Raw genomic sequence first — 22,026 nt, 5'->3', positions numbered from 1 at the left:
GCTCCGTCCCGAATCGCTGTCCAGAACACCCGACGCACAGCACGGGAAACAGGAATACGCATCATCACTCCAAGAAGTCAGAGTGTTGCGCTGACCCCTTGAGCCCAAGGGCAACTGCGTCCTAGAAAACTCACTATCTCCTAATATGGCGCGCACCTTAGGGCGCTCGATGCCCGGCGCGGGCCGCCTCTCCGTCCGGGGTGGCGTCGGCGAGCACCTGCAGGTAGTGCGGGTTCGTCATCACGCCGAGCACGTTGCCGAACGGGTCCACCACGGCCGCCGTCGTGAAGCCCTCTCCGCGCTCCCGGATGTCCTCGCGCATCGTCGCGCCCAGCTCGAGCAGCCGGTCCAGGGCCGCCCTGATGTCGTCGACGTGCCAGTTGAGCACCGCCCCACCGGGCACATCCGCTGCAGGCTGCGGGGCGTACCTGGCGTCGATCAGGCCCAGTTCGTGGCCGTAGTCGCCCACCCGCCACTCCGCGTAGCCTGGCATCTGAAAGTAGGGCTCCATGCCCAACAGCTCGGTGTACCAGGCCGTCGCGGCGGCGTGGTCCTCGGCCCAATAGCTCACGTTGCTCATGCCGCGCAGGATGCCGGTCGGTGCGTTCATCGGTACGCCGTTCATCGGTACAGTCCTCTCGTCGGAGTGCTCAGGTCGTCCACGCTACGCATGGTGGCAGAGGGCGCTAGGCCCTCGAGTCGACACCGGTGGGCATAGTCTGTGCGCATGACGGATGCGTCGCCCGCGAATTCGCCGGCACCCGACCCGGCCCAGGCCGTGGAGCTGGTCCTCGCGGTCACCCGGGGCGCTTGGCCGGCGACAGATGCTGCGGTGGGTGACCTTTTTGCGACGCTGGGGGTGCGGCCGGTCGACACCGACACTGACACTGGCAACGACGACAACGAAAACGACGACGACGACGACGCCGGCGCGGCCGCCGGCCAGACGTGGCCGAGCCCGGTCGATATCCGGCGCCTCGAGGTGTCGTTCGGCGGCGAGGTCTACGCCAGCTGGATGTCCTACGCGGGTGACTTCCTGGGCATCGACCTGCAGCTGTACAACACGCCGAGCCCGAACGATCCGGGAACCAGGCTCGGCTATGACCGCATCCTTGCCCTGCTCGGTCAGAATCTGGGAACTCCGACAGAGCCCTGGGACGATGAGGAGATCCCGCCTCGCCAGTGGGAGGTCGGCCGCTGGCGGATTCTGCTGCACCTGTTCACCCTGCGAGACAGCGGCGTGATGCTCAGCGTGGACGACGCCGCAATCGCCGACCGGGCGGAGCGCGAAGCCAGTGCCCGACAGGACGCTGCGCATGCCCAGGCGGCCACGCACCGTCCCTAGGGGGCGTCGCCTCGCAGGATCGTGTTCGCGGCCGTACGTCCGGCCGCGAACGGGTCGGCGAAGGTGCCCATCCCCACGGTCACCAGGGCGCCCTCGTAGAGCAGCATCAGAATGTCGGCCACCCGGTCCGCACCGGCGATGCCCGCGTCCCGGCAGAGCCGCTCGAACACGTCGCGCATCCACTTCTTCTGGCGAATCGCCTCGACGGCCACCGGATGCGCCGCATCGTCTGTCTCGGCGCGCGCGTTGATGGCGCTGCAGCCCTTGCTGCTGTTGGCGACGGCCCAGCGCGCCGAAATGTCGAACACCGCGAGGACACGGTCCACGCTGCCGGGCGCCTGCAACGCGAGTCCCTGCTCCAGGAACTCCCGCCACCGAGCGTCCCGCCCGCGGAGATACGCCACGGCCAGCGCCTCCTTCGACCCGAACCTGTCGTAGAGCGTCTTCTTGGTGACCCCGGCCGCCGCGGCAATGGCGTCGACGCCGACGGCGTGGATACCCTCCCGATAGAAGAGGTCGGACGCCGCGGCCAGCAGCCGCTCGGCCCCCGGGGTGTAGTGCGGGATCGCCTCGGGCGAGTTCTCGGTGGTCATGGCCCCACTATACCGTTCTGTATACTCGATCGAATGAGTACACAGATCGGTATACCTCAGCGACTTCTTCTGGTCGCTGCCTCGGCCGCCTTCGTGCTGACCTGGAGTTCCGGGTTCATCATCGCGAAGATCGGCACGGAGGCGGCGCCGGCCCTGACCGTGCTGGCTTGGCGGTACCTCGTCGTCGCGGCACTCCTGCTGGTCGGCATGATGGCGCTGCGCTTCCGAGATCGTCGGCTTCGAGCTCATCGACGCGCGTTCCCGGCCTGGCGCGACATCCGCCCGCACCTCACCATCGGGCTCTTCGCCCAATTCGGCTACATCCTGCCCGTCTATCTGGCCGTCGGCGCGGGGGTCTCGGCCGGGACGACGGCCCTCATCGACGCGATCCAGCCCCTGGTCGTGGCAACCCTGGTGGGACCGCTGCTCGGGCTGCGTGTGCGGGCGCTGCAGTGGCTGGGCCTGGCGCTCGGTGCGGTGGGAGTGGTCCTGATCGTGGCGGCGGATGCTTCGACGTCGATCTCGCCCACCCCCGCCTACCTGCTGCCGTTGGTGGCGCTGGCCAGTCTCGTCGCCGCGACCTTCCTGGAGCGGCGCACCCCGGCCCGGCTCGGCGTCTTCGCCACCCTGGCCACCCACGCCGCCATCACGCTGGTGGCCGTGACGCTGCTGGCCGCTCTTACCGGGGCGCTCGCCCCGCCGGCCACCCTGAGCTTCTGGCTCTCGACGGTGCTGATCGCTGTGTTCCCCACCCTCATCGCCTACGCGCTCTACTGGTACCTGCTGCGCCGCCTCGGCATCACTGCCCTCAACGCCCTGCTGTACCTGGTGGCGCCGACCACGGCCGTCGCCGGCAGCATCCTCTTCGCCGACCCGTTCACTCCCGCCACCCTCGTCGGACTCGTGCTCGGAGCGGGCGCGGTAGTGCTGGTCATCGCTCCCGAGCGCGCCGCGTCATCCGCAGCCGCGCCCGAATGTAAAGGCGGAGAATCTCGGGAAACGCCGCTCGTTCGGTCCGAAGCCACGGCGAGTCGCGAAGAACTACGCCTTTAGCGACACGGGAGCCGCCCCCGCCCTGGTCACCGCGCCGATCGTGACCCTGGCCGCCGGCGAGACCGTGCAGCCGGCGAGACCGTGCAGCTGGCCCGGTCGCACTCGTTCCGGGCCATCACCACCCGGCGCTACCACCCGGGGGTGCACGCCCTCGAGGTGCAGGTGAACGGGGCGGCCTGGGGCCGGGTCGAGTTCACGCTGCTTCCCGGGGACTGAGCATTACCTATAGTCTGTAGTTTATAAACTGCGAGACTTAGGAAATTTGATGAAGCGTCCCGGATTGACCGAAGCCCGGCTGGTCAAGGCCGCCGCCGAACTGGCCGACGAGACCGGACTGTCCGCCGTGACGCTCTCCGCCCTCGCCCGCCGCTTCGACGTGCGCCCGGCGAGTATCTATTCGCACATCTCGGGGCTCGACGACCTGCTCGACCTCACCGCCGCGTTCGCCCTGCAGGAACTCGCGGACGGTCTGGCCGAGGCCCTGCCCGGCAAGGCCGGCCGGAGCGCCCTGTTCGCGTTCGCGAACGCCCACCGCGACTACGCCATCGCCCACCCCGGCCGGTGGGAGGCGGCGCAGCGCCGCGTATCGCCGGAGGCTGCCGCCCAGAGCGCGGGCGGGCTCATCGCCCGCTCAGCCCGGGCCATTGTGAGCGGCTACGGCCTCAGCCCTGACGACGAGGTGCACGGTGTGCGGCTACTCGGCAGCGCCATCAACGGCTTCGTCGCGCTCGAGTCCGGCGGCGGCTTCGACCACTCGGATCCCACCGCGGCTTCGAGCTGGACCCGGGTGCTCGACGCCATCGACACGTCGCTTCGGAACTGGCCCACGACCGACACGCAGCACCCCGACCACTCAACCGATTGAGACTTCGTATGCTCCCCCTCAGTACCGCCACCATCAAGGCCACCTTCGTGAACGCCTCCCGCAAGGTCGTGTCCGACATCACCCTGCCGCCCGGCTTCGACCAGCTCGACTGGGCGCAGCTGGACTATGTCGGCTGGGTCGACCCCAAGATGAAGCGCCGCTCCTACGTCGTCGTCCCCGTCGACGGCGAGCCTGTCGGCATCGTCCTCCGACAGGCGGATGCCTCCCCACGCCGTCGCGCCCAGTGCTCGTGGTGCCGCGATGTGAAACTGCCCAACGAGGTGGTGCTCTACAGTGCCCAGCGGGCCGGGGCGGCCGGCCGCAACGGCGACACCGTCGGCATCCTGGTCTGTGAGGCGTTCCAGTGCTCCGCCAACGTGCGGAAGCTGCCGTCGATGGCCTACATCGGTTACGACGTTGCCGCCGCCCGAGATGACCGGATCTCGATGCTGCGCGCCCGGTCTACCGGATTCGTGGGCGAAGTGATTCGCCCCGGCGACTGAACCTGGAGCCGGGCGCGGGAGTCGGCGCGCCGATCAGCTGAACGACGACTCGACGAGTTCCCGCCATCCGGCGAGCCCGCCCGTGCGGAACGCCCGCCGTTGCTGCTGGGCGCCCGTTCCCGTGCGCCGCACCTGCTCCACCAGCTCGGCCACCCGGGGCTGGTCCCCGGTGCTCTCCAACGCGTCGCCGACGGAGCGCAGCAGACTGTCGGTGACCGCACTGGCCGGGGCCAGCTCCCTGGTGGTGGGATCGAGGAGCTGGCCGCGGATGCCGTCGCGGGAGGCGTGCCACAGCGCGGCGTCGAGCAGTTCGGGCTCCACCGCGGGCGGCGGTGCCCCACGCTCGCCCGCGGCCATGCCGGTCACGACCAGGGCGCGGGCCACCGCCGCCAGCAGCATCGTGGGCGCCAGGTCGAGTTGGGCGTCGGCCACCCGCACCTCGAGCGTGGGATAGCTCTCGGACAGCCGCGCGTACCAAGCCACCGTGCCGGTGTCGACAGTGGCTCCCACACCGACCAGACGCCGGATGCGCCGGTCGTAGTCGTCGGCGTCGGTGAACGCCGGCGGACAGCCGGTGGTCGCCCAGCGGCGCATGATCACCGCCCGCCAGGAATCGAAGCCGATGTCCCGGCAGCGCCAGAACGGCGAATTGCCGGTCAGCGCCATCAACGTGGGCAGCCAGACCCGCAGATGATTGAGGGCGTGCACCCCGGCCTCCCGGGTGGGCACGCCCACGTGCACGTGCGTGGCGCAGATCTGATGGTCCCGCACGACCCCGCGCACTCCGGACCCGATCCGGTGGTACCGGGCCGCGTCGGTGAGGGTCGGCGCCGCCGGGGCGTCGAAGGGCGTGCCGGTTCCGACAGCCAGGACGCCGCGCTCCCTCGCCACCGCAGCCAGCTCGCCTCGAAAGGCGGCCAGGTCGGCCTCGGCCTCGGTCAGCTCGGTGAAGACCGCCGAGGCTCGTTCCACCTGTGAGGCCAGGAACTCGCGGGTGACGAGTCCGGGCGCGCGAGCCCGGGGCGGCAGATCGCCCAGGATGGTGTCGGCCATACTGACCGGCCGCAGGGAGCGCGGGTCGACGAGAAAGTACTCTTCCTCGATGCCAAACGTCACCATGTGCAGCCTCCGGGAGCCGGATCGGCGGAGCCGGACAGGAACATCCTGTCACCGGGAGGCAGGTCAGGGAACACCTCACCGAGCGGACAGGAATTTAGGTAAGGCTATACTTACCAAGGCCCGCATCGCGAGGAGCCGTCACTTTACGCTCAGCACCGTCAGGAGTTCCCATCACTACGAAAAGGACGCACGCCCTCGTGGGCCTGCTCACCGCCGTCGCGCTCGCCACCCTGTCGGGCTGCGGCGCCTCCGAGGAGATCGACTCGCCGGCGGCCCTGGCCGTCGCCAGCGACGGGAAGACGGGGTATCCCCTCGTCGTCTCGAACTGCGGCTCCGAGCAGACGTTCGAGGCCGCCCCGGAGCGCGTGGTGTCGTTGGACCAGAACTCGACGGAGATCCTGCTGTCGCTCGGCCTGGAAGAGCGCATGGTCGGCACCGCGTCGTGGACCGACCCGGTGCTCGACTCCCTGGCCACCGCGAACTCGGCGGTACCGCGGCTGGCCGACAACGCGCCCACCTACGAGGTGCTGTTGGGCACCGACCCCGACTTCGTCACGGCCTCGTTCGGTCGCCACTACGCCGACGCCGGGGTCGCCAGCCGCGAACGGCTCGCCGAGACGGCCATCGGCTCCTACCTCTCGCCCACCGACTGCGACAACGGTGTGAGCGTCAACGGCGGCGGAACCCGCACGACGGCGCTCAAGGTCGACGCGTTGTACCAGGAGATCCGCGAGCTGGCCGAGATCTTCGACGTGACGGACCGGGGCGAGGCGCTGGTCAGCGAACTCGAAGGGCGGGCCGCGGCGGCCTCCGACGGCCTGGACTTCGACGGACACTCGGTCATGTTCTGGTTCGCCGACACGAAGACGCCCTACATCGCCGGCGGCCTCGGCTCAGCGGCGCTCCTGGCCAGCACCACGAACATGACGAATGTCTTTGCCGACACCGCCGACGATTGGCCTGCCGTTGGCTGGGAGAGCGTCGTCGACGCCGACCCGGACATCCTCGTCCTGGGCGATCTGCAGCGCGACCGCTTCCCCGGCGACCGTCTCGACGAGAAGATCCAATTCCTCGAGAGCGACCCCCTCACCAAGAACCTCGAGGTCGTGCAGGAGCAGCGCTACATCGCCCTGCACGGCGCCGAGATGAACCCGTCCATCCGCTTCGTCGACGGCCTCGAGAAGATCCGTGCCTGGTGGGACGAGCACAAGGACGCGCTCTGAGCACCGTTGAAGCCGCCTCGGTGACCCGCGGGCGGCCCCTGCCGCGCGCGGTGCTCGCCCTGGCCCTCGGCCTGCTCGGCCTGGTCGCGATCGTGCTCTCGGTGGGCGTCGCCGTCACGCTCGGCCCCGCGGATGTGTCCCTCGTCAACGTGCGCGACATCCTGTTGAACCATCTAGCGTTGACCGACATCCCGGTGCGCGTCTCGGAGGATGCGATCGTCTGGCAGGAACGGCTGCCGCGGGCCCTGGTCGCAGCGGCGTGCGGGGCCGGGCTCGGCCTGAGCGGGGTCATCCTGCAGTCGCTGCTGCGCAATCCGCTTGCCGACCCGTTCGTGCTCGGGGTGTCCTCCGGGGCATCGACGGGGGCGGTGCTCGTCGGGGTTCTCGGCATCGGCGGCGGAGCCATCGGGCTCTCCGGCGGCGCGTTCATCGGCGCCCTGGCCGCGTTCGGCTTTGTGCTGCTCCTCGCCCGGTTCTCGTCCGCCGGCACGGCGGGGGTCATCCTGGCCGGCGTCGCGAGCACCCAGCTGTTCTCGGCGCTCACCTCCCTGGTCGTGTTCGCCTTCGCGGACTCCGACGAGACCCGTGGGGTGATGTTCTGGCTCCTCGGCTCGCTCGAAGGCATGCGCTGGGACGACGTGGCCCTCAGCTCCGGCGTGGTCACGGTGGGCGCCCTGATCTGCCTGGTCTGGGCGCGATCGCTCGACGCCTTCGCGTTCGGTGAGGATGTCGCCGCGTCTCTCGGCATCCACGTCGGGCGCACCCGGCTGATCCTGTTGATCGTCACGGCCCTGTTGACCGCCACCCTGGTGAGCATCGCGGGCGCCATCGGCTTCGTCGGCCTGGTTCTGCCGCACGCGGCCCGCCTGCTCTTCGGCCAGCGCCACTCGAGGGTCATCCCGGCCACGATTGTGCTCGGCGCTGTCTTCATGGTGTGGGTGGATGCCGCGTCCCGCGTCGTCTTCGCCCCCACCCCGCTGCCGGTCGGCGTGGGCACCGCCCTCGTGGGCGTTCCCGTGTTCGTGCTGTTGCTGCTGCGGAACAAGGGCAGGGGCAGGGCGTGACACTCGAAGCGCACCGCGTGAGCTGGCGGCGAGGCGGCACCCTCGTGATCGACGACGTGACCCTCTGCCCGCTGCCCGGCTCGACGGTGGGTCTGCTCGGCCCGAACGGCTCCGGCAAATCCTCCCTGTTGCGCCTCCTCCAGGGCGTGTCGGCACCCGATACCGGCAGGATCACGCTCGACGGGGCCGACCTCACCTCGGTGCGTCGCCGCCACGTCGCCCGAACCGTGGCGACCGTCACGCAGCACGCGGAGACCGAGGTGGACATTCTGGTACGGGACGTCGTGCGGCTGGGCCGCACGCCTTACCGGTCGCTCTTCGGCGGGGACACCGCAGACGATGCGCGGGCGATCGACCGCGCACTGGCGCACGTGGGTCTGACCGACAAGGCGGACCGACTCTGGCGCACGTTGTCGGGCGGGGAGCGCCAGCGCGCCCACATCGCGCGGGCTCTCGCGCAGGAGCCGACCGAGCTGTTGCTCGACGAGCCCACCAACCACCTCGACATCCGGCATCAGCTGGAGCTGTTGGCCCTCGTCGCCGACCTGCCGGTCACCGCGATCGTGGCCCTGCACGACCTGAATCTCGCGGCCACCTTCTGCGACAGTGTGCTTGTCCTGCAGGACGGACGCGCGGTCGCCGGGGGCAGCCCGCGAGACGTGCTCACGCCCGAGCTCATCGGCGACGTCTACGGGGTGCGGGCCCGGGTCGCCGAGGACGCGATGACGGGCCGCTCTCACGTGCTGTTCGATCCCACCCCGCTCTGACGGCCGCGCCCCGCGGCGGCCGGCGTCGGAGGGTCTAGGCCGTGTCCGCCGGGCGCCGGTAGAAACCGGCCAGCGCCGCGGTGAACGCCTGCGGCTGCTCCACCCACGGGTAGTGCCCGGCGCCGGCGATGGTCACTGCACGACCGTTCGTGAACAGGTCCGCGACGGCCAGCACCGGGGCCAGCCCGGTCAGGCCGTCGTCGGCGCCCGCGACCACCAGAACCGGGCAGTGCACCTGCGCCAGGCCGATCAGGATGCCCGCCGGGTCGGCCCCGGCGAAGAACAGGTCCTGCGCCGCGGGATGCCAGGCGCCGGTCGCCTCGTGCTCCCGGGCCTGGGCCGTCCACCGCGACCAGGCGATCGGGGCGAGGTAGGGGAACAGGTGGTTCAGGTCGGAGGCGGTCGTCGCCGCCGTCGCCGCGATCCGGTGCGCGACGTAATCGGCGTACCAGGGCTCGGCGCGGTGCCCCGTGATGATGTGCGAGCTGTCGTCGGGGACGGTCACGAGCCACTGCGCGGGCGGGGTGAGCAGGCACAGGCTCGCCAGCCGATGAGGGTGGCGGGCCGCATAGGCGAGCGCGACGCGGGTGCCGGCCGAGTGGCCGAGCAGCTCGATCTCGGCCAGCCCCAGATGCCGGCGGAGCGCCTCGACGTCGTCGGCCAGGGCCGGCCAGGATGCGGCGGGCGCGGTGGGCGATGGCGACGACGCCCCCACGCCCCGCTGGTGCAGCACCACGAGGGTGCGCAGGCGGGTGAGCCCGGCCAGATCGCCCAGGTACTCCGGATGCCGGGCCGGCCCGCCGGCCAGCACGACCAGCGGCGGGCGCTCAGGCGCGCCCGCCGCATCCGGGGTCAGAACGTCGTAGTGCAGAACGGTCTCATCGTGCGACGCGAAGCTGGGCATGACCCCACCGTACCGAGCCGCCCACGCTGAGGCCGGGTTAGAGCTCGAAGGGGAAGCCGAGGTCGTCGGGGTAATCGCCGAGCGCGGTGAGCTGGGCGGCGGCGCGCTGCAACGCGGCGAGGGCCAGGCCGAGGGTACCGGGGCCGAAGCTGACCCTGGAGACGCCGAGTTCGGCCAGCCGGGCCAGGGGAACGGCGCCGGGGTTCCCGATCACGGAGATGCGGCCGTTCACCTCGTCGAGGGCGCGCTTGACCTTGTCTTCGTCGCCCAGGCCGAGGAAGAAGATCACGTCGGCGCCGGCGTCGAGATAGGCGTTGGCACGCTGAACGGCCTCGGCCCACTCGCCGCCGCCCGCGAGGGTGTCGACGCGGGCGTTGATCACCAGCGGCACTCCGGCCGCCTCGGCGCCCTCCCGCGCCGCGGCGACCCGGGCGGCCGCGGTGGGGATGTCGAACTGCGGCGCCTTGGTGGCGCCCACGGAGTCTTCGATGTTGATGCCGGCGGCCCCGGCCTCCTCGATCAGGCGGCGCACGTTGCGGGCGACCCCCGCGGAATCCGCCGCGTAGCCCTTCTCGAAGTCGACCGAGACGGGCAGGTCGGTCGCTCCGGTGATAATGCGGGCGGCGATGATGGCCTCGTCGACGGTGAGGCCCTCGCCGTCCGGCAGGCCGCGCACGTTGGACACCGAGTGCGAGGCACTGGCGAGGGCTTTCACGCCCGGGGTCTCGGAGACGATCTTGGCGGTGATCGCGTCCCACACGTTCGTGACGATCAGTGGCGTGCCGGGCACGTGCAGGGCGTTGAGGAGTTCGGCCTTGTTCAGCAGTGTGGTTGTCATCGGTCCAGTGTGCCGGGTGCGCCGGTGTAAACGCTGGAGGGTTTCAGACAAAGACAAAGACGCAGCGCTGTCAACCGTGTATACACGTCGCCGCTTTGGTCTTAGCGTGAGATCTACACCGAGGGAGATGTCATGCAGGCTCACACCCTCACGGTCGGCGAGCGCCTGTTCCGATTGCGCAGCTCGTGCGACGTGACCGCGCTCGTAGCAGCCCTCACGGCCGCCGTCCGGCAGGGTGGCGGAATGGTCAGGCTACCCGTCGTCGGCGATGTCGGTGTGGAGGCGCTCGTGTCACCTGGCGTCAGCGTGGTGCTGGAGACCTTCGAGGTGGATCCGCTCGCGCTTCTGGACCCGGCGGTGCCGGTGCCGTGGTTCGCCGTCGACGATTTCGACTACTAGTCCGGGTGTGAACAATCCGGCCGCTAGGGTTTCGGTAGTGACACGGGGTGCCCTGCCAAACGGCCGGGGCTGAGAAAACACCCGTTGAACCTGATCTAGTTCGTACTAGCGAAGGGATGTCCCGGATGACCATCCGTCTGACACCAGAGAATGCTGCCCATCTGCTCGGCCGTCTGCGCGAGAGCCAACCTCTCGTACAGTGCCTCACCAACGCGGTGGTGACCAACTTCACCGCCAACGTGCTGCTGGCCCTGGGAGCCGCGCCCGCGATGGTGGACGTGCCCACCGAGGCCGGACCGTTCGCCGGGGTGGCCTCCGGAGTGCTGGTGAACGTGGGCACCCCGCACGCCGAGCAGCGCAGTGCGATGCTCGAGGCCGCGTCGGCCGCACACGCCGCCGGCACCCCCTGGGTGCTCGACCCCGTCGCGATCGGCGTGCTGCCGGTGCGCACCGGGCTGGCTCGCGAGCTGCTGCACTTCCGGCCCACGGCCATCCGCGGTAACCCGTCGGAGATCATCGCCCTGGCCCAGCTGGGCACCGGCGGCCGAGGCGTCGACGCCACCGACTCGCCGGAGGGCGCCGCCGACGCCGCCGCCCTGCTCGCCCGCAGCACCGGAGCGAGCGTAGCCGTGTCCGGCGCGGTCGACCTCATCACCGACGGTTCGCAGACCATCCGGGTGGCCAACGGTCACGTGCTGCTCACCCGGGTCACCGGCGGCGGATGCGCGCTCGGCGCGGTGACCGCCGCCGTGCTCTCGCTCGTCGACCGTGACGAACCCGGCGCAACGCTCGCCGCGACCGCCGCCGCCACGCTGCTGTACACCGTCGCCGCCGAACTCGCCGCCGCCGACGCGGCCGGGCCGGGCAGTTTCGCGGCGCACTTCCTCGACCGGCTGCACTCCCTCGACGGCGCCACCGTCATCGACCGGGCGCGGCTGGCGTGAGCGATCTCTCGCTCTACCTCGTCACCGACACTGCCCTGTGCGCTGCCAGGGGCGTGCTGAGAACCGTGATCGACGCCGTCGCCGGCGGCATCACCACCGTGCAGGTGCGCGACAAGACCGGGTCGGACGACGACGTGCTGCGCCTGCTGCTGCAGGTGGCCGACGCGGTCGGTGACCGCGCCACCGTGGTCGTCAACGACAGGGTCGACGTGTACCTGCGGGCGCTCGCCGAGGGCGCCGCCGTGCACGGCCTGCACGTGGGCCAGGGCGACGAAGCCGTGGCCAGAGTGCGCGACAGGGTCGGCTCCGACGCGATTGTGGGCATCACCGCCAACACCCCGGCCGAGCTCGACAGGGTCTTCGCGCTGCCCCCCGGAACCGTGGACTACCTGGGCGTCGGCGTCATCCGGGCCACCAGCACCAAACCCGACCATCCGCCCGTGCTCGGGGTGCCCGGCTTCGCCGCGCTGGCCGCCACGAGTGCGCTGCCCTGCGTCGCGATCGGCGGCATCGGGCTCGCGGATGTCTGGCCGTTGCGCCGGGCCGGGGCCGCCGGGGTGGCCGTGGTGTCGGCCGTCTGCGCCGCTCCGGATGCCCGTGCCGCCGCCAGCGCCCTGCGCCGGGAGTGGACCCGATGACCGGGCCGAGGGAGATCCCCCGGGTGCTCAGCATCGCCGGCACCGACCCCACCGGCGGCGCCGGGATTCAGGCCGACCTCAAGAGCATCGCCGCCAACGGCGGTTACGGCATGGCCGTGGTCACCGCGCTCGTCGCCCAGAACACCCGCGGGGTGCGTTCGGTGCACATCCCGCCGGTGTCCTTCCTCGTGGAACAGCTCGACGCGGTCAGCGACGACGTCACCATCGACGCCGTGAAGATCGGCATGCTCGGCCAGGCCGACCTCATCGAGACCGTGGCCGCGTGGCTGGCCCGGGTGCGGCCATCCGTGATCGTGCTCGACCCGGTGATGATCGCCACCAGCGGCGACCGGCTGCTCGACGCGTCCGCCGAGGCCGCGCTCCGCGCCCTGGTGCCGCTGGTGCACCTGGTCACCCCGAACCTGCCCGAGCTGGCCGTGCTCGTGAACGAACCCGAGGCCGCCGACTGGGCAGTGGCCCTCGAGCAGGGCGAGCGGCTCTCCCGCGCCTGCGGCACCCGGGTGCTGGTCAAGGGCGGCCACCTGGCCGGTCCGGCCTGCCCGGATGCCCTCGTCGACGCGGCCGGCACCGAGCCAGGGCGGGCCCACATCGTGCAGGTCTCCGCGCCGCGCATCAACACCGTGAACACCCACGGCACCGGCTGTTCGATGTCGTCGGCCCTGGCCACGCTGGCGGCCCGGCACCGGGACTGGCCGCGGGCGTTGACCGAGACGAAGGCCTGGCTCAGCGACAGCGTGGCCTCCGCCGACCGGCTCGAGGTGGGCGGCGGGCACGGCCCGATCAACCACTTCCACGCGCTCTGGGCGGCGGCCGGAACGCATCCGGAGCCACCGCCTCGAGGGCTCAGCCCATCTGGTTCTGCCGGGCCTTGACCGGCAGCAACAACAGCAAGCCGATGACAAGCACCAGCACGATGCCCAGGATGCCCCAGTAGGTTTCGCCGAAGATGGTCACGGCCAGTGCGAACGCCGTGGGGGCCAGGAAGCTGGCGGCACGACCGGTGGTGGCGTACATGCCGAACACCTCGCCCTCCCGGCCGGCCGGGATGATCCGGGCCAGGAAGGTGCGGCTGGCCGACTGGGCGGGCCCCACGAACAGGCACAGGGCCAGGCCGGCGGTCCAGAAGACGATCTGGCCGCCGTCGTGCAGCAGGAACACCAGGCTGCCGCTGACGATGAGGCCCACCAGGGCGGTGACGATGACGGGCTTGGCGCCCAGCCTGTCGTCGAGCACTCCCACGCTGATGGTGGCGACTCCGGCCACCACGTTCGCGGCGATCGCGAAGATGATCACCTCGCCGGGGGAGAAGCCGAACGCCGACGCGGCAAGTACCCCGCCGAAGGTGAAGACGCCGGCCAGGCCGTCACGGAAGATGGCGCTGGCGAACAGGAAGTAGACGACCTGGCGGTTGGTCTTCCAGAGCTTGGCCACGTCGCGGCCCAGTTCGACGTAGGACTGGAAGAAGCCGACCTTGGCGCGCTTCGCGGCATCCGGCGCCCGGTATTCGGGCACCCGCAACAGCAGCGGCAGCGCGAACAGGCCGAACCATGCGGCGGCGATGAGCATCGTCACCCGCACCGCCAGCCCGTCTTCGCTGGTGACGCCGAACAGGCCCACCTCGGGGCTGATGAAGCCGAAGTAGACGATCAGCAGCAGCACGATGCCACCGATGTAGCCCATGCCCCAGCCGAAACCGCTCACCTTGCCGATGGTGCGTGGCGTCGAGACCTGCGCGAGCATGGCGTTGTAGCTGACCCCGGCGAGCTCGAAGAACACATTGCCGGCGGCCAGCAGCACCAGGCCGAGCAGCAGGTACTCCGGAGTGGGCAGCACGAAGAACATACCGGCGGTGAGGCCAACCACGATGAAGGTGTTCACGCCGAGCCAGAACTTGCGCCGGCCGGAGGAGTCCGAGCGGGCGCCGGTGACCGGGGCGAGCACGGCGATCAGGAACCCGGCGATCGCGAGTGCCCAGCCGAGCTGGGCGGCGACGTCGCCCTCGTCGCCGAATGACGAGCCGGTGAGGTAGACCGAGAAGACGAACGTGGTGACCACGGCGTTGAAAGCGGCCGAGCCCCAGTCCCACAGGCTCCAGGCGACGACGGCGGCGCGGGCGGGAGTGTGGGCCGCGGGGGCGTGGGCGGCGCCGTTGCCGTCGAGTGTCTCGGTCATGCGTTCACCCTAGGGCCGTGGGGTGAACAGTGGGCGACGGATATTAGGGCAGTAGTCAGGGCAGCAGCGATCTGTGCATCACGTGCAGGCCCACATAGCCGTGCACCGGATGACGGAAGGCGCCGGGCACCGTGGTGAGGATGCTGAAGCCCAGATTCTGCCAGAGGCTCACGGCGTTGTGGTTGGTCTCCACCACGGCGTTGAACTGCATCGCGCGGAACCCCGCGTTCGCGGCCTGCCCGAGAACATGCTCGGCCAGGGCGCGGCCGATGCCTCGACCGGCCGCCTGCGGGGCCACCATGAAGCCGGCGTTGCACACGTGACCTCCCGCCGCCGGCTGGTTGGGGTGCAGCTCGGCGGTGCCGAGCACCCGGCCGTGGTCCTCGGCCACGAAGACCCGGCCGCCGGGCTTGCCCAGCCACCACGCCTGAGCGTCGGCCTCGCTGGTGTCCCGTGGCCAGCAATAGGTCTCGCCGGCCGCCACAACGTCCCGCAAAAAGGGCCAGATCGCGCCCCAGTCGCCCTCCCGGGCTTCCCGTATCTCCATTCCCCCAAATTACCGCCCCGCGAGCCGTGACTTTCGCACCGAAAACCTGAGGTTTTAGCGCTCAAGGCACAGTTCGCGGAGGGGTGGCGAGGGTGGACTGGCGCAACACGAGCCGGGTCGGCAGCTCGATCCTGTCGAAGTGCTCCCCGCCGCGGGCGCGCATTTCGTGCACGAGGGCCACCGCGCGGGCGGCCATCGCCCCCAGCGGCTGGTGCACGCTGGTCAGCGGAGGTGACGCCACAATGGAGCGCGGTTCGTCGTCGAAGCCGATCACACTGATGTCCGCGGGAATGCGCAGCCCGGCCCGCCGGGCCGCGGGGTACACCGCCAGGGCCATGGCGTCGTTGCAGGCGAAGACGCCCACAGGGGTACGGTCACCGGAGAACAGGTCGGGGATCGCGGTGCTGAGACCAGCGCCGTCCCAGCCCACGTCCACGCGCGTGACCGGGGCGCCGGGCGCGTGCTCGGCGATCGCGCGGCGGAAGCCCTCCTCGCGAGCCTTACCGAACCTGAACCGCGGGGTGCCGGTGATCACGGCGAAGCGGCCGAGGCCCGTGGCGGCCAGGTGCGCGCCGGCGTCGTAACCGCCCTGGTGGTCGGTCGTGCCCACGCTGGCCAGCTCGCCGTTGGGGTCTGACCGCGGGTCCAGCAACACCAGGGGGATCCTCAGCCCCCGCAGCTCGGTGAGTTGCCGACGGGTGGGCCTGATGAGGCCCAGGATCACGCCGGACGGCCGGCGGGTGGCGACCCGCGCGGGCCAGTCGTCGGCGGGGTCGTCCCGCTCGAGGGTGAGCACGAGGTCGTAGCCGTGCTCGAAGGCACTGCGCCGCGCACCCGCCGTGACCTCGTCGGTCCAGGCATCGTCGAAGGAGCCGAGCACGAGCTCGATCAATCGCGTGTCCAGGGTGCTGGGCCGTCCGCGCGACGACGTGCCCCGGTCGTAGCCCAGCGCGGTCGCGGCCGCCAGAACCCGTTCCCGGGTGGCCAGACCCAGTTCGCCGCGCCCGGCCAGGGCGCGTGAGGCCGTGGCGATGGACACTCCCGCTCGCTCGGCGACATCACTGAGTGTCACCCGTGCCGTTTCGCCCATCACCCTGCCTCCTCCCACCATTTTTGCGCAAAAAAGTGCCGGGGTGGTGCTGGTGCTGCCATCCTCGCAGAGGACAAGCGTCCGACGATGGTGTCGACTGAAGGAGCGCGAATGGCAGACCAGACCCCACTGCGGGTGGCGTTGATCGGAACCGCGTTCATGGGCGCGGCCCATTCGCAGGCCTGGCGCACGGCGCCGAGGTTCTTCGACCTTCCCCGAGAACCCGAAATGGCGCTGCTCGTGGGCCGGTCCGCTGACACCACCGCCGCGCAGGCCACAAAACTGGGCTGGCAGGAGTGGTCGACCGACTGGCGCGAAGCCGTCTCCCGCGACGACATCGACGTCATCGACATCTGCACTCCGGGTGACACCCACGCCGAGATTGCCCTGGCCGCCCTCGCGGCCGGCAAGCACGTGCTGTGCGAGAAGCCGCTGGCCAATTCCGTGGCTGAAGCCGTGGCGATGGCCGACGCCGCCGAGCAGGCCGCCCAGTCCGGCGTGCTGTCGATGTGCGGCTTCAGCTACCGCCGCACGCCGGCGCTGGCGCTGGCCCGCCGGTTCATCGCCGAGGGCCGGTTGGGCGCTATCCGGCACGTGCGGGCTGACTACCTGCAGGATTGGCTGAGCGATCCGGCGGCCCCGCTCAGCTGGCGGCTGGACAAGGCCAAGGCCGGCTCCGGGGCGCTCGGCGACATCGGCGCCCACAGCATCGACACCGCGCAATGGCTCACCGGCGAGAGCATCACCGAGGTCTCTGCGACCCTGCGCACCTTTGTCACCGAACGTCCGCAGCGCGGCGCGGCGGCCGGACTCGGCGGTGTCGCCGACCCCGACGCGGCCCGCGGGCCGGTCACGGTCGACGATGCGATGGTGTTCACCGCCACCTTCTCCGGCGGGGCCCTGGGAGTGTTCGAGGCCACCCGGATGGCCACCGGCCGTCGCAACGCGAACCGCATCGAGATCAACGGTGAGAGCGGATCGATAGCCTTCGACTTCGAGCGGATGAACGAACTCGAGTACTTCGACGGCCGCGGTACCGACCCCGAGGCCGAGGGTTTCCGCCGCATCGTCGTCACCGATCCCGTGCATCCCTACGTCGCCAACTGGTGGCCCACCGGGCACGGCCTCGGCTACGAGCACCTGTTCACCCACCAGATTGTCGATTTCGTGACCGCCATCGGCGCCGGAACCGCGCCCTCGCCGGGCTTCGTCGAGGCGCTCGATGTTCAACGGGTACTCGCCGCGGTCGAGGCGAGCGCCAAGGCCAGATCCCAGACGACGCCCGTGGAACGGAGAACCGCATGACCCAGCACAACGCCCTGATCGTTCGAGGAGGCTGGGACGGCCACCACCCCGTCGCCGCCACGGCGATGTTCCTACCGTTCCTCGCCGCACACGACTACTCGGTGCAGATCGAGGAGTCACCCGAGATCTACGCCGACGCCGAGCAGATGGCCCGGTTCGACCTCATCGTGCAGAGCGTCACGATGAGTGAGATCAGCGGCGACCAGGTCGCGGGACTTCGCGCGGCGGTGGCCGCCGGCACCGGTCTCACGGGCTGGCACGGCGGCATCGCCGACTCGTTCCGGGCTTCCGCCGACTACCTGCAGCTGATCGGCGGCCAGTTCGCCACCCACCCGGGCAAACCGCCCGCGGACCGGGTCGACGGCGCGCAGGAGAACAACTACCTGGACTACACGGTGCAGATGACGCCGCTCGGCCGGGAGCATCCGATCACCGCCGGCCTCGCCGACTTCGACCTGTGCACCGAGCAGTACTGGGTGCTGCACGACGACCTCATCGATGTGCTCGCCACGACGACCCATCCGGCGCCCGACTGGGAGCCCTGGCACCGACCCATCACCTCGCCGGCGGTGTGGACCCGGCTCTGGGGGGCGGGTCGCCTATGCGTCAGCACCGCGGGGCACAGCCCGGAGGTTCTCGCCGACCCCAACGTACGCACCATCATCGAAAGGGGCATGCTGTGGGCCACCCGCACCGCCTAGGAATCGTAGGCCTGGGCAACATCTCGGCCGCCTACCTCGACACTCTCGCCGACAGCGCCCAGATCCGGATCACGGCGGTCGCCGACCTCGACACCGCCCGGGCCCGCACCCTGGCCGACCGGCTGCCGCACGCGCGAGCCCTGTCGGTGTCCGAGCTGGTCGCCAGCGACGAGGTCGACACCGTGCTTAACCTCACTATCCCGGCCGCGCACGCCGAGATCGCGCTGGCCGCGATCGGCCATGGCAAGAACGTCTACGGGGAGAAGCCGCTGGCCGCCCGGATGGCCGACGCCCGCGAGATCGTTGCCGCGGCGCTTGCCGCCGGGGTGGGCCTGGGCAGCGCGCCGGACACCGTTCTGGGTACCGGGGTGCAGACCGCTCGTCACGCGATCGACGACGGCCTGATCGGGCGCCCGCTGGCCGCATCCGCCGTCATGGTGACAGCGGGGCACGAACGCTGGCACCCCAGCCCCGACTTCTACTACCAGAGCGGCGGCGGCCCGCTGCTGGACATGGGCCCGTACTACGTGGCCGCCCTGGTGCACCTGCTCGGGCCGGTGCGCTCGGTCACCGGCGCGGCCAGCCGGCTGCGGGGCACGCGCACGATCACGCAGGGCCCGCGGGCCGGCGCGGTGATCCCGGTCGACGTCGACACGCACATCACCGGGGTGCTCGAGCACGACAGTGGCGCCCTGTCCACGATCACGACGAGCTTCGACGGCGCCGCCACCGACGCGGCCCCCCTCGAGGTGCACGGTGAGAACGGCACCCTCTCGGTGCCTGACCCGAACCGGTTCGACGGCGAGACGCGCTTCTTCGAGCTCGGGGCCACCCAGTGGCGGCCCCTGCCGACGGCGGCCGGTTACCTGGACAGCGCCCGCGGTATCGGCCTGCTCGACTTCATCGCGGCCGGCCCCGACCGTGCGGCCCGCGCGAACGGTGACATCGCGCTGCATTCCCTCGACGTGATGACCTCGCTGCTGCAGTCGGCCGCCGAGGGGCGCCGGCTCGAGCTGACCACGACGACCGAGCGTCCCCTCGCGGTGCCGCTGACCGCCCGGGAGGTCTGGTCGCCGCGCGAGTGACACCTCGCGGACGGTGAGTCAAGCCCCGAAACCCTCTGGTTTTCGGGGCTTTCCTCTCAGCTCGCGAAACTGGTGGCGGCCAGGACCGTGCGGCCGGCCTCGTGTGTTCGGGGGAGCATGTCCACCAGGGCGATTTGACCGAGGGTGAGGGACTGGCCGGGGTGAAGGCGGGCGGGCGGCTTGTGCGTCACATGGGCACGGAAGCCGTCGCCGGTGAAGGCCGGTTCGTCTGGAGCGGCGGCGAACGGCCGCAGGGTGTCCACCAGGGTGTGGTGCAGCCGGGTGAGTCCCTCGTGCGGGAGCAGCATTGTGACGGGGATGGTGTGCCGCCGCCCGAACAGCGCGTCCTCGCCGGCGACGACGGTGAGCGGCGCCTGGTTCTCGACGGCGAGACGGATGGCGTGGCCGACGTCGCCGGGGTCGGCATCCGTGAGAAACGGCGCCAGCACCGTGACGTGCAGGGGCCATTCGGCCACGGCGAAGCCGGCGCCCACGCGCAGCGGCACCACGGGGAGCACCACCACCAGTCGGGGCATCACGGGCGCCGGGTGCCCGGGGTGGGCAGGGTGACTGTGAAGGCGGTGCCCGCGGGGGAGGACCGCACCCGGATGGTGCCTCCGTGCGCCTCGGCGATCGACAGGGCGATCGCCAGGCCCAGGCCGGTGCTGCGGGGGCCGCCGGACACCTGGGTCCTGGAGGCATCGCCGCGCGCGAAGCGTTCGAAGATCACCGGCAGCAGATCCGCGGTGATGCCCGGCCCGTCATCCTGCACGCTCAGCTGCACCGGCATGCCGGGCGAGCCCACCCGCAGCCGGGCGGTCACGCTGCTGGCGGGCGGGGTGTGCACCCTGGCGTTGGAGAGCAGATTCGCCACCAGCTGGTGCAGGCGTTCCCGGTCGCCGCGCACGACCACGGCAGTGTCCGGCACCTCGGCGAGCCAGCTGTGCGACGGCGCGGATGCCCTGGCGTCGTTCACCGCGGTCAGCAGCAGGTCGGCGAGGTCCACGTCTTCCACGTGCAGGTCCTGGCCCTCGTCGAGACGGGCGAGCAGCAGCAGATCACTCACGAGCGAGCTCATCCGCCGAGCCTCGGATTCGATCCGGGCGAGCGAGTACTCGGTGATCTCGGGCAGCTCGGCGCTGTCCTGCCGGGTCAGTTCGGCGTAGCCCTGGATGGCCGCGAGCGGGGTGCGCAGCTCGTGGGAGGCATCCGTGACGAACCGGCGCATCCGCCGGTCGGTGGCGGCCCGCACGCTGAGGGCGGTGTCGACGTGGTCGAGCAGTTGGTTGAGGGCTTCACCCACCTTGCCCGTCTCGGTACGGGGATCGGTGTCTGCGGCCGCGAGGCGGGTGGAGATGCCGTGGTCGCCCACGGCCAACGGCAGCGCGGTCACCTCGACGGCGGTCTCGACCACCCGGGCCAGTGGGCGCAGGGCGAGTCGCACGACCAGAATCGTGCCCAGCACGGTTCCGGCCAGCGCCAGCACCGTGAAGACGGCGATGGCCAGGCCCTGGCGCAACAACGCCATCTCGGCGGCCTCGAGCGGTACGCCGGCCACCAGCAGCTCGCCGTCGTTGACGACTGTCGCGACGCGGTAACTGCCGAGGTCGCCCAGGTTCAGGCTTCGGTTCTCGCCGTCCGACTCCAGATCGGTGACGGCAAGCTCGATCGCCTCGATCGCGTCGGTCGAGAGCACAACGGCGCCGGTGCCCGAGAACAGGGCGGAGTCGGCGACCACACCATCAGCGACGACCGCGATCACGGTGCCACGCCCGTGCCCGACAAAATCGACGAAGGACTTGGCCACGCCGCCGCCGTGCCCGTGCCCGCCGACGGCGGGCGGACCCCGGTACTTGTCGACAGACTGGCTCAGCGCCGACAGCGACGCCGTGAGCTGGGCATCGGCCACGGTGTTCGTGGAGGTGCTCAACACGGCGATGCTCAGCAGGCCCATGCCCAGAAGCACCGCTGCCACGACGCCGGCGATTCCCACCACCAGTCGGCGGCGGAGCGTCCAGGGCGCCGCTCCGCGCTCGGGGGGAGCCGTAGACGAACCGACCGCGCTCACTCCGCGGGCCTCAGCATGTAGCCGACACCGCGCACGGTGTGCAGCATCGGGGCGCGTTCCGCATCGATCTTCTTGCGCAGGTACGACACGTAGAGGTCCACGATGCTCCCGCGCCCGGCGAAGTCGTAGTTCCAGACCTCGTCAAGGATCTGCGCCCGGCTCAGCACCCGCATCGGGTTGCGCATGAAGTAGCGCAACAGGTCGAACTCGGTCGTGGTGAGCATGATGTCGGCGTCGTCGCGACGCACCCGATAGCTGGTTTCGTCCAGGGTCAGGGTGCCCACCACCAGCGCGGCCTGCTCCTCAGGGACGGCCTGCACGGTGCGGCGCAGCAGCCCGCGCAGCCGGGCCACGAGCTCCTCGAGGCTGAACGGCTTGGTCATGTAGTCGTCACCGCCGGCGGTCAGGCCGATGATGCGGTCGTCCACAGAGTCCCTGGCGGTGAGGAACAGGGTCGGCGTGGTGGAACCGCCGGAGCGCAGGTGGCGCAGCACGCTCAATCCGTCGGTGTCCGGCAGCATGATGTCCAGGATCACGACGTCCGGCCGGTTGTCCCGGTAGGCCCGCAGGGCGGCCTGCCCGGTGTGGGCGACGTCCACGATCCAGCCCTCATAACTCAGCGCCAGGCTCACCAGATTGGTGAGGGTGTCCTCGTCGTCGACGAGGAGAACCCGGATGGCGGAGCCGTCGAGCCGGGAGATCCGCGGGAGCTTCGCCAGCACGGCGCGTCGGCGTACGGAGTCCGCGGCGGGATCGGGTGAGGTCGAGGGCGGCACACGTTA

General features: G+C 70.8%; 26 protein-coding genes and 1 riboswitch. Of the genes, 15 read left to right on the top strand and 11 right to left on the bottom strand.

From position 1 onward, the window contains the following. Positions 1 to 157: 157 nt before the first annotated feature. Positions 158 to 625, bottom strand: a complete 468-nt coding sequence (locus tag E3T22_RS13425; RefSeq protein WP_241983687.1) for a VOC family protein — start codon at positions 623 to 625, stop codon at positions 158 to 160. A 102-nt stretch (positions 626 to 727) separates the two neighbouring features. Between E3T22_RS13425 and E3T22_RS13420 the strand changes: the two genes are divergently transcribed. Beyond that, complete coding sequence (locus E3T22_RS13420) at positions 728 to 1,345, top strand: hypothetical protein (RefSeq protein WP_134479576.1); 618 nt, start codon at positions 728 to 730, stop codon at positions 1,343 to 1,345. On the opposite strand, the gene E3T22_RS13415 is transcribed toward E3T22_RS13420, so the two are convergent. Further along, positions 1,342 to 1,938, bottom strand: coding sequence for a TetR/AcrR family transcriptional regulator (locus tag E3T22_RS13415; RefSeq protein WP_103460285.1), 597 nt, complete (start codon positions 1,936 to 1,938; stop codon positions 1,342 to 1,344). The genes E3T22_RS13420 and E3T22_RS13415 overlap by 4 nt on opposite strands. A gap of 33 nt (positions 1,939 to 1,971) precedes the next feature. On the opposite strand from E3T22_RS13415, the gene E3T22_RS13410 reads away from it, so the two are divergent. From E3T22_RS13410 to E3T22_RS13395, 4 genes are all read left to right on the top strand, one after another. Then, a complete protein-coding gene (locus E3T22_RS13410) occupies positions 1,972 to 2,991 on the top strand; it encodes a DMT family transporter (protein WP_134479575.1) in 1,020 nt (339 codons plus the stop codon). A gap of 81 nt (positions 2,992 to 3,072) precedes the next feature. Further along, complete coding sequence (locus E3T22_RS19505; protein ID WP_255453172.1) at positions 3,073 to 3,207, top strand: hypothetical protein; 135 nt, start codon at positions 3,073 to 3,075, stop codon at positions 3,205 to 3,207. A 49-nt stretch (positions 3,208 to 3,256) separates the two neighbouring features. Beyond that, positions 3,257 to 3,856: a TetR/AcrR family transcriptional regulator gene (locus E3T22_RS13400; RefSeq protein WP_134479574.1), complete on the top strand. Its 600-nt coding sequence runs from the start codon at positions 3,257 to 3,259 to the stop codon at positions 3,854 to 3,856. An 8-nt stretch (positions 3,857 to 3,864) separates the two neighbouring features. After that, complete coding sequence (locus tag E3T22_RS13395) at positions 3,865 to 4,359, top strand: FBP domain-containing protein (protein ID WP_088457615.1); 495 nt, start codon at positions 3,865 to 3,867, stop codon at positions 4,357 to 4,359. A gap of 33 nt (positions 4,360 to 4,392) precedes the next feature. On the opposite strand, the gene E3T22_RS13390 is transcribed toward E3T22_RS13395, so the two are convergent. Further along, a complete protein-coding gene (locus E3T22_RS13390) occupies positions 4,393 to 5,478 on the bottom strand; it encodes a glutamate--cysteine ligase (RefSeq protein WP_134479573.1) in 1,086 nt (361 codons plus the stop codon). Between the two features lie 197 nt (positions 5,479 to 5,675). Between E3T22_RS13390 and E3T22_RS13385 the strand changes: the two genes are divergently transcribed. From E3T22_RS13385 to E3T22_RS13375, 3 genes are read left to right on the top strand one after another with little or no spacing between them, the layout of a single operon-like run. Continuing rightward, entirely contained in the window at positions 5,676 to 6,701 is a 1,026-nt protein-coding gene (locus tag E3T22_RS13385) for an ABC transporter substrate-binding protein (protein ID WP_241979918.1), read from the top strand. Then, on the top strand, positions 6,674 to 7,765 hold the full coding sequence (locus tag E3T22_RS13380; protein ID WP_134407922.1) for an iron ABC transporter permease: 1,092 nt from the start codon (positions 6,674 to 6,676) through the stop codon (positions 7,763 to 7,765). The genes E3T22_RS13385 and E3T22_RS13380 overlap by 28 nt, the downstream gene beginning before the upstream one ends. Next, positions 7,762 to 8,532: an ABC transporter ATP-binding protein gene (locus E3T22_RS13375; RefSeq protein WP_134407923.1), complete on the top strand. Its 771-nt coding sequence runs from the start codon at positions 7,762 to 7,764 to the stop codon at positions 8,530 to 8,532. The genes E3T22_RS13380 and E3T22_RS13375 overlap by 4 nt, the downstream gene beginning before the upstream one ends. A 34-nt stretch (positions 8,533 to 8,566) precedes the next feature. Here the strand turns inward: E3T22_RS13375 and E3T22_RS13370 are convergent, their stop codons facing one another. Continuing rightward, positions 8,567 to 9,436, bottom strand: a complete 870-nt coding sequence (locus tag E3T22_RS13370; RefSeq protein ID WP_088457610.1) for an alpha/beta fold hydrolase — start codon at positions 9,434 to 9,436, stop codon at positions 8,567 to 8,569. Positions 9,437 to 9,473: 37 nt separating this feature from the next. Further along, entirely contained in the window at positions 9,474 to 10,274 is an 801-nt protein-coding gene (locus E3T22_RS13365; RefSeq protein WP_134407924.1) for an isocitrate lyase/phosphoenolpyruvate mutase family protein, read from the bottom strand. Positions 10,275 to 10,406: 132 nt separating this feature from the next. Here E3T22_RS13365 and E3T22_RS13360 point away from each other — a divergent pair, with 132 nt between their 5' ends. The 4 genes from E3T22_RS13360 to thiD all read left to right on the top strand — a co-directional run bounded on the left by E3T22_RS13360 (position 10,407) and on the right by thiD (position 13,148). Then, the gene (locus E3T22_RS13360) at positions 10,407 to 10,673 is read left to right on the top strand and encodes a hypothetical protein (RefSeq protein WP_088457608.1); all 267 of its coding nucleotides are present in this window, start codon (positions 10,407 to 10,409) and stop codon (positions 10,671 to 10,673) included. 33 nt (positions 10,674 to 10,706) lie between these two features. Next, positions 10,707 to 10,807, top strand: a riboswitch (TPP riboswitch). After that, positions 10,799 to 11,617 carry a hydroxyethylthiazole kinase gene (gene thiM / locus E3T22_RS13355; protein WP_088457607.1) on the top strand — a complete coding sequence of 273 codons (819 nt, stop codon included), beginning with the start codon at positions 10,799 to 10,801 and terminating at the stop codon, positions 11,615 to 11,617. (Overlaps the previous riboswitch by 9 nt.) Beyond that, positions 11,614 to 12,255 (top strand): thiamine phosphate synthase, encoded by a 642-nt coding sequence (gene thiE / locus E3T22_RS13350; RefSeq protein WP_134407926.1) that lies wholly within the window; start codon positions 11,614 to 11,616, stop codon positions 12,253 to 12,255. The genes thiM and thiE overlap by 4 nt, the downstream gene beginning before the upstream one ends. After that, on the top strand, positions 12,252 to 13,148 hold the full coding sequence (thiD, locus tag E3T22_RS13345) for a bifunctional hydroxymethylpyrimidine kinase/phosphomethylpyrimidine kinase (RefSeq protein ID WP_134479572.1): 897 nt from the start codon (positions 12,252 to 12,254) through the stop codon (positions 13,146 to 13,148). The genes thiE and thiD overlap by 4 nt, the downstream gene beginning before the upstream one ends. Here the strand turns inward: thiD and E3T22_RS13340 are convergent. From E3T22_RS13340 to E3T22_RS13330, 3 genes are all read right to left on the bottom strand, one after another. After that, on the bottom strand, positions 13,120 to 14,448 hold the full coding sequence (locus E3T22_RS13340) for an MFS transporter (RefSeq protein ID WP_134479571.1): 1,329 nt from the start codon (positions 14,446 to 14,448) through the stop codon (positions 13,120 to 13,122). The two genes, thiD and E3T22_RS13340, sit on opposite strands and share 29 nt — an antisense overlap. A gap of 55 nt (positions 14,449 to 14,503) precedes the next feature. Continuing rightward, entirely contained in the window at positions 14,504 to 14,995 is a 492-nt protein-coding gene (locus tag E3T22_RS13335; RefSeq protein ID WP_134479570.1) for a GNAT family N-acetyltransferase, read from the bottom strand. Positions 14,996 to 15,056: 61 nt separating this feature from the next. Then, on the bottom strand, positions 15,057 to 16,085 hold the full coding sequence (locus E3T22_RS13330) for a LacI family DNA-binding transcriptional regulator (protein ID WP_134479569.1): 1,029 nt from the start codon (positions 16,083 to 16,085) through the stop codon (positions 15,057 to 15,059). Positions 16,086 to 16,196: 111 nt separating this feature from the next. Between E3T22_RS13330 and E3T22_RS13325 the strand changes: the two genes are divergently transcribed. From E3T22_RS13325 to E3T22_RS13315, 3 genes are read left to right on the top strand one after another with little or no spacing between them, the layout of a single operon-like run. Beyond that, positions 16,197 to 17,390, top strand: coding sequence for a Gfo/Idh/MocA family protein (locus tag E3T22_RS13325; protein ID WP_134479568.1), 1,194 nt, complete (start codon positions 16,197 to 16,199; stop codon positions 17,388 to 17,390). Beyond that, positions 17,387 to 18,091 carry a ThuA domain-containing protein gene (locus E3T22_RS13320; protein ID WP_134479567.1) on the top strand — a complete coding sequence of 235 codons (705 nt, stop codon included), beginning with the start codon at positions 17,387 to 17,389 and terminating at the stop codon, positions 18,089 to 18,091. Before E3T22_RS13325 ends, E3T22_RS13320 begins: the two co-directional genes overlap by 4 nt. Beyond that, positions 18,070 to 19,176 (top strand): Gfo/Idh/MocA family protein, encoded by a 1,107-nt coding sequence (locus tag E3T22_RS13315; RefSeq protein ID WP_134479566.1) that lies wholly within the window; start codon positions 18,070 to 18,072, stop codon positions 19,174 to 19,176. The genes E3T22_RS13320 and E3T22_RS13315 overlap by 22 nt, the downstream gene beginning before the upstream one ends. Before the next feature lie 56 nt (positions 19,177 to 19,232). On the opposite strand, the gene E3T22_RS13310 is transcribed toward E3T22_RS13315, so the two are convergent. Genes E3T22_RS13310 through E3T22_RS13300 form a run of 3 tightly spaced genes read right to left on the bottom strand, consistent with a single transcriptional unit; the run spans position 19,233 to position 21,966 of the window. Further along, complete coding sequence (locus tag E3T22_RS13310) at positions 19,233 to 19,712, bottom strand: 2'-5' RNA ligase family protein (protein ID WP_088457599.1); 480 nt, start codon at positions 19,710 to 19,712, stop codon at positions 19,233 to 19,235. Then, on the bottom strand, positions 19,712 to 21,244 hold the full coding sequence (locus E3T22_RS13305) for a cell wall metabolism sensor histidine kinase WalK (RefSeq protein WP_198415023.1): 1,533 nt from the start codon (positions 21,242 to 21,244) through the stop codon (positions 19,712 to 19,714). The genes E3T22_RS13310 and E3T22_RS13305 overlap by 1 nt, the downstream gene beginning before the upstream one ends. Then, a complete protein-coding gene (locus E3T22_RS13300) occupies positions 21,241 to 21,966 on the bottom strand; it encodes a response regulator transcription factor (RefSeq protein WP_279327056.1) in 726 nt (241 codons plus the stop codon). The genes E3T22_RS13305 and E3T22_RS13300 overlap by 4 nt, the downstream gene beginning before the upstream one ends. Positions 21,967 to 22,026: the final 60 nt, after the last annotated feature.

Source organism: Cryobacterium sp. TMB3-10, from assembly GCF_004402305.1.
Classification (GTDB): domain Bacteria; phylum Actinomycetota; class Actinomycetes; order Actinomycetales; family Microbacteriaceae; genus Cryobacterium; species Cryobacterium zongtaii.
Note: the sequence above shows the minus strand (reverse complement) of the source record. Positions and strands in the feature narration are given on the sequence as shown.

Coding starts and splice junctions, on each gene's coding strand:
- E3T22_RS13425 (WP_241983687.1), bottom strand. CDS start 625: ATGAACGGCGTACCGATGAACGCACCGACCGGCATCCTGCGCGGCATG.
- E3T22_RS13420 (WP_134479576.1), top strand. CDS start 728: ATGACGGATGCGTCGCCCGCGAATTCGCCGGCACCCGACCCGGCCCAG.
- E3T22_RS13415 (WP_103460285.1), bottom strand. CDS start 1,938: ATGACCACCGAGAACTCGCCCGAGGCGATCCCGCACTACACCCCGGGG.
- E3T22_RS13410 (WP_134479575.1), top strand. CDS start 1,972: ATGAGTACACAGATCGGTATACCTCAGCGACTTCTTCTGGTCGCTGCC.
- E3T22_RS13400 (WP_134479574.1), top strand. CDS start 3,257: ATGAAGCGTCCCGGATTGACCGAAGCCCGGCTGGTCAAGGCCGCCGCC.
- E3T22_RS13395 (WP_088457615.1), top strand. CDS start 3,865: ATGCTCCCCCTCAGTACCGCCACCATCAAGGCCACCTTCGTGAACGCC.
- E3T22_RS13390 (WP_134479573.1), bottom strand. CDS start 5,478: ATGGTGACGTTTGGCATCGAGGAAGAGTACTTTCTCGTCGACCCGCGC.
- E3T22_RS13370 (WP_088457610.1), bottom strand. CDS start 9,436: ATGCCCAGCTTCGCGTCGCACGATGAGACCGTTCTGCACTACGACGTT.
- E3T22_RS13365 (WP_134407924.1), bottom strand. CDS start 10,274: ATGACAACCACACTGCTGAACAAGGCCGAACTCCTCAACGCCCTGCAC.
- E3T22_RS13360 (WP_088457608.1), top strand. CDS start 10,407: ATGCAGGCTCACACCCTCACGGTCGGCGAGCGCCTGTTCCGATTGCGC.
- thiM (WP_088457607.1), top strand. CDS start 10,799: ATGACCATCCGTCTGACACCAGAGAATGCTGCCCATCTGCTCGGCCGT.
- thiD (WP_134479572.1), top strand. CDS start 12,252: ATGACCGGGCCGAGGGAGATCCCCCGGGTGCTCAGCATCGCCGGCACC.
- E3T22_RS13340 (WP_134479571.1), bottom strand. CDS start 14,448: ATGACCGAGACACTCGACGGCAACGGCGCCGCCCACGCCCCCGCGGCC.
- E3T22_RS13335 (WP_134479570.1), bottom strand. CDS start 14,995: ATGGAGATACGGGAAGCCCGGGAGGGCGACTGGGGCGCGATCTGGCCC.
- E3T22_RS13330 (WP_134479569.1), bottom strand. CDS start 16,085: ATGGGCGAAACGGCACGGGTGACACTCAGTGATGTCGCCGAGCGAGCG.
- E3T22_RS13325 (WP_134479568.1), top strand. CDS start 16,197: ATGGCAGACCAGACCCCACTGCGGGTGGCGTTGATCGGAACCGCGTTC.
- E3T22_RS13320 (WP_134479567.1), top strand. CDS start 17,387: ATGACCCAGCACAACGCCCTGATCGTTCGAGGAGGCTGGGACGGCCAC.
- E3T22_RS13310 (WP_088457599.1), bottom strand. CDS start 19,712: ATGCCCCGACTGGTGGTGGTGCTCCCCGTGGTGCCGCTGCGCGTGGGC.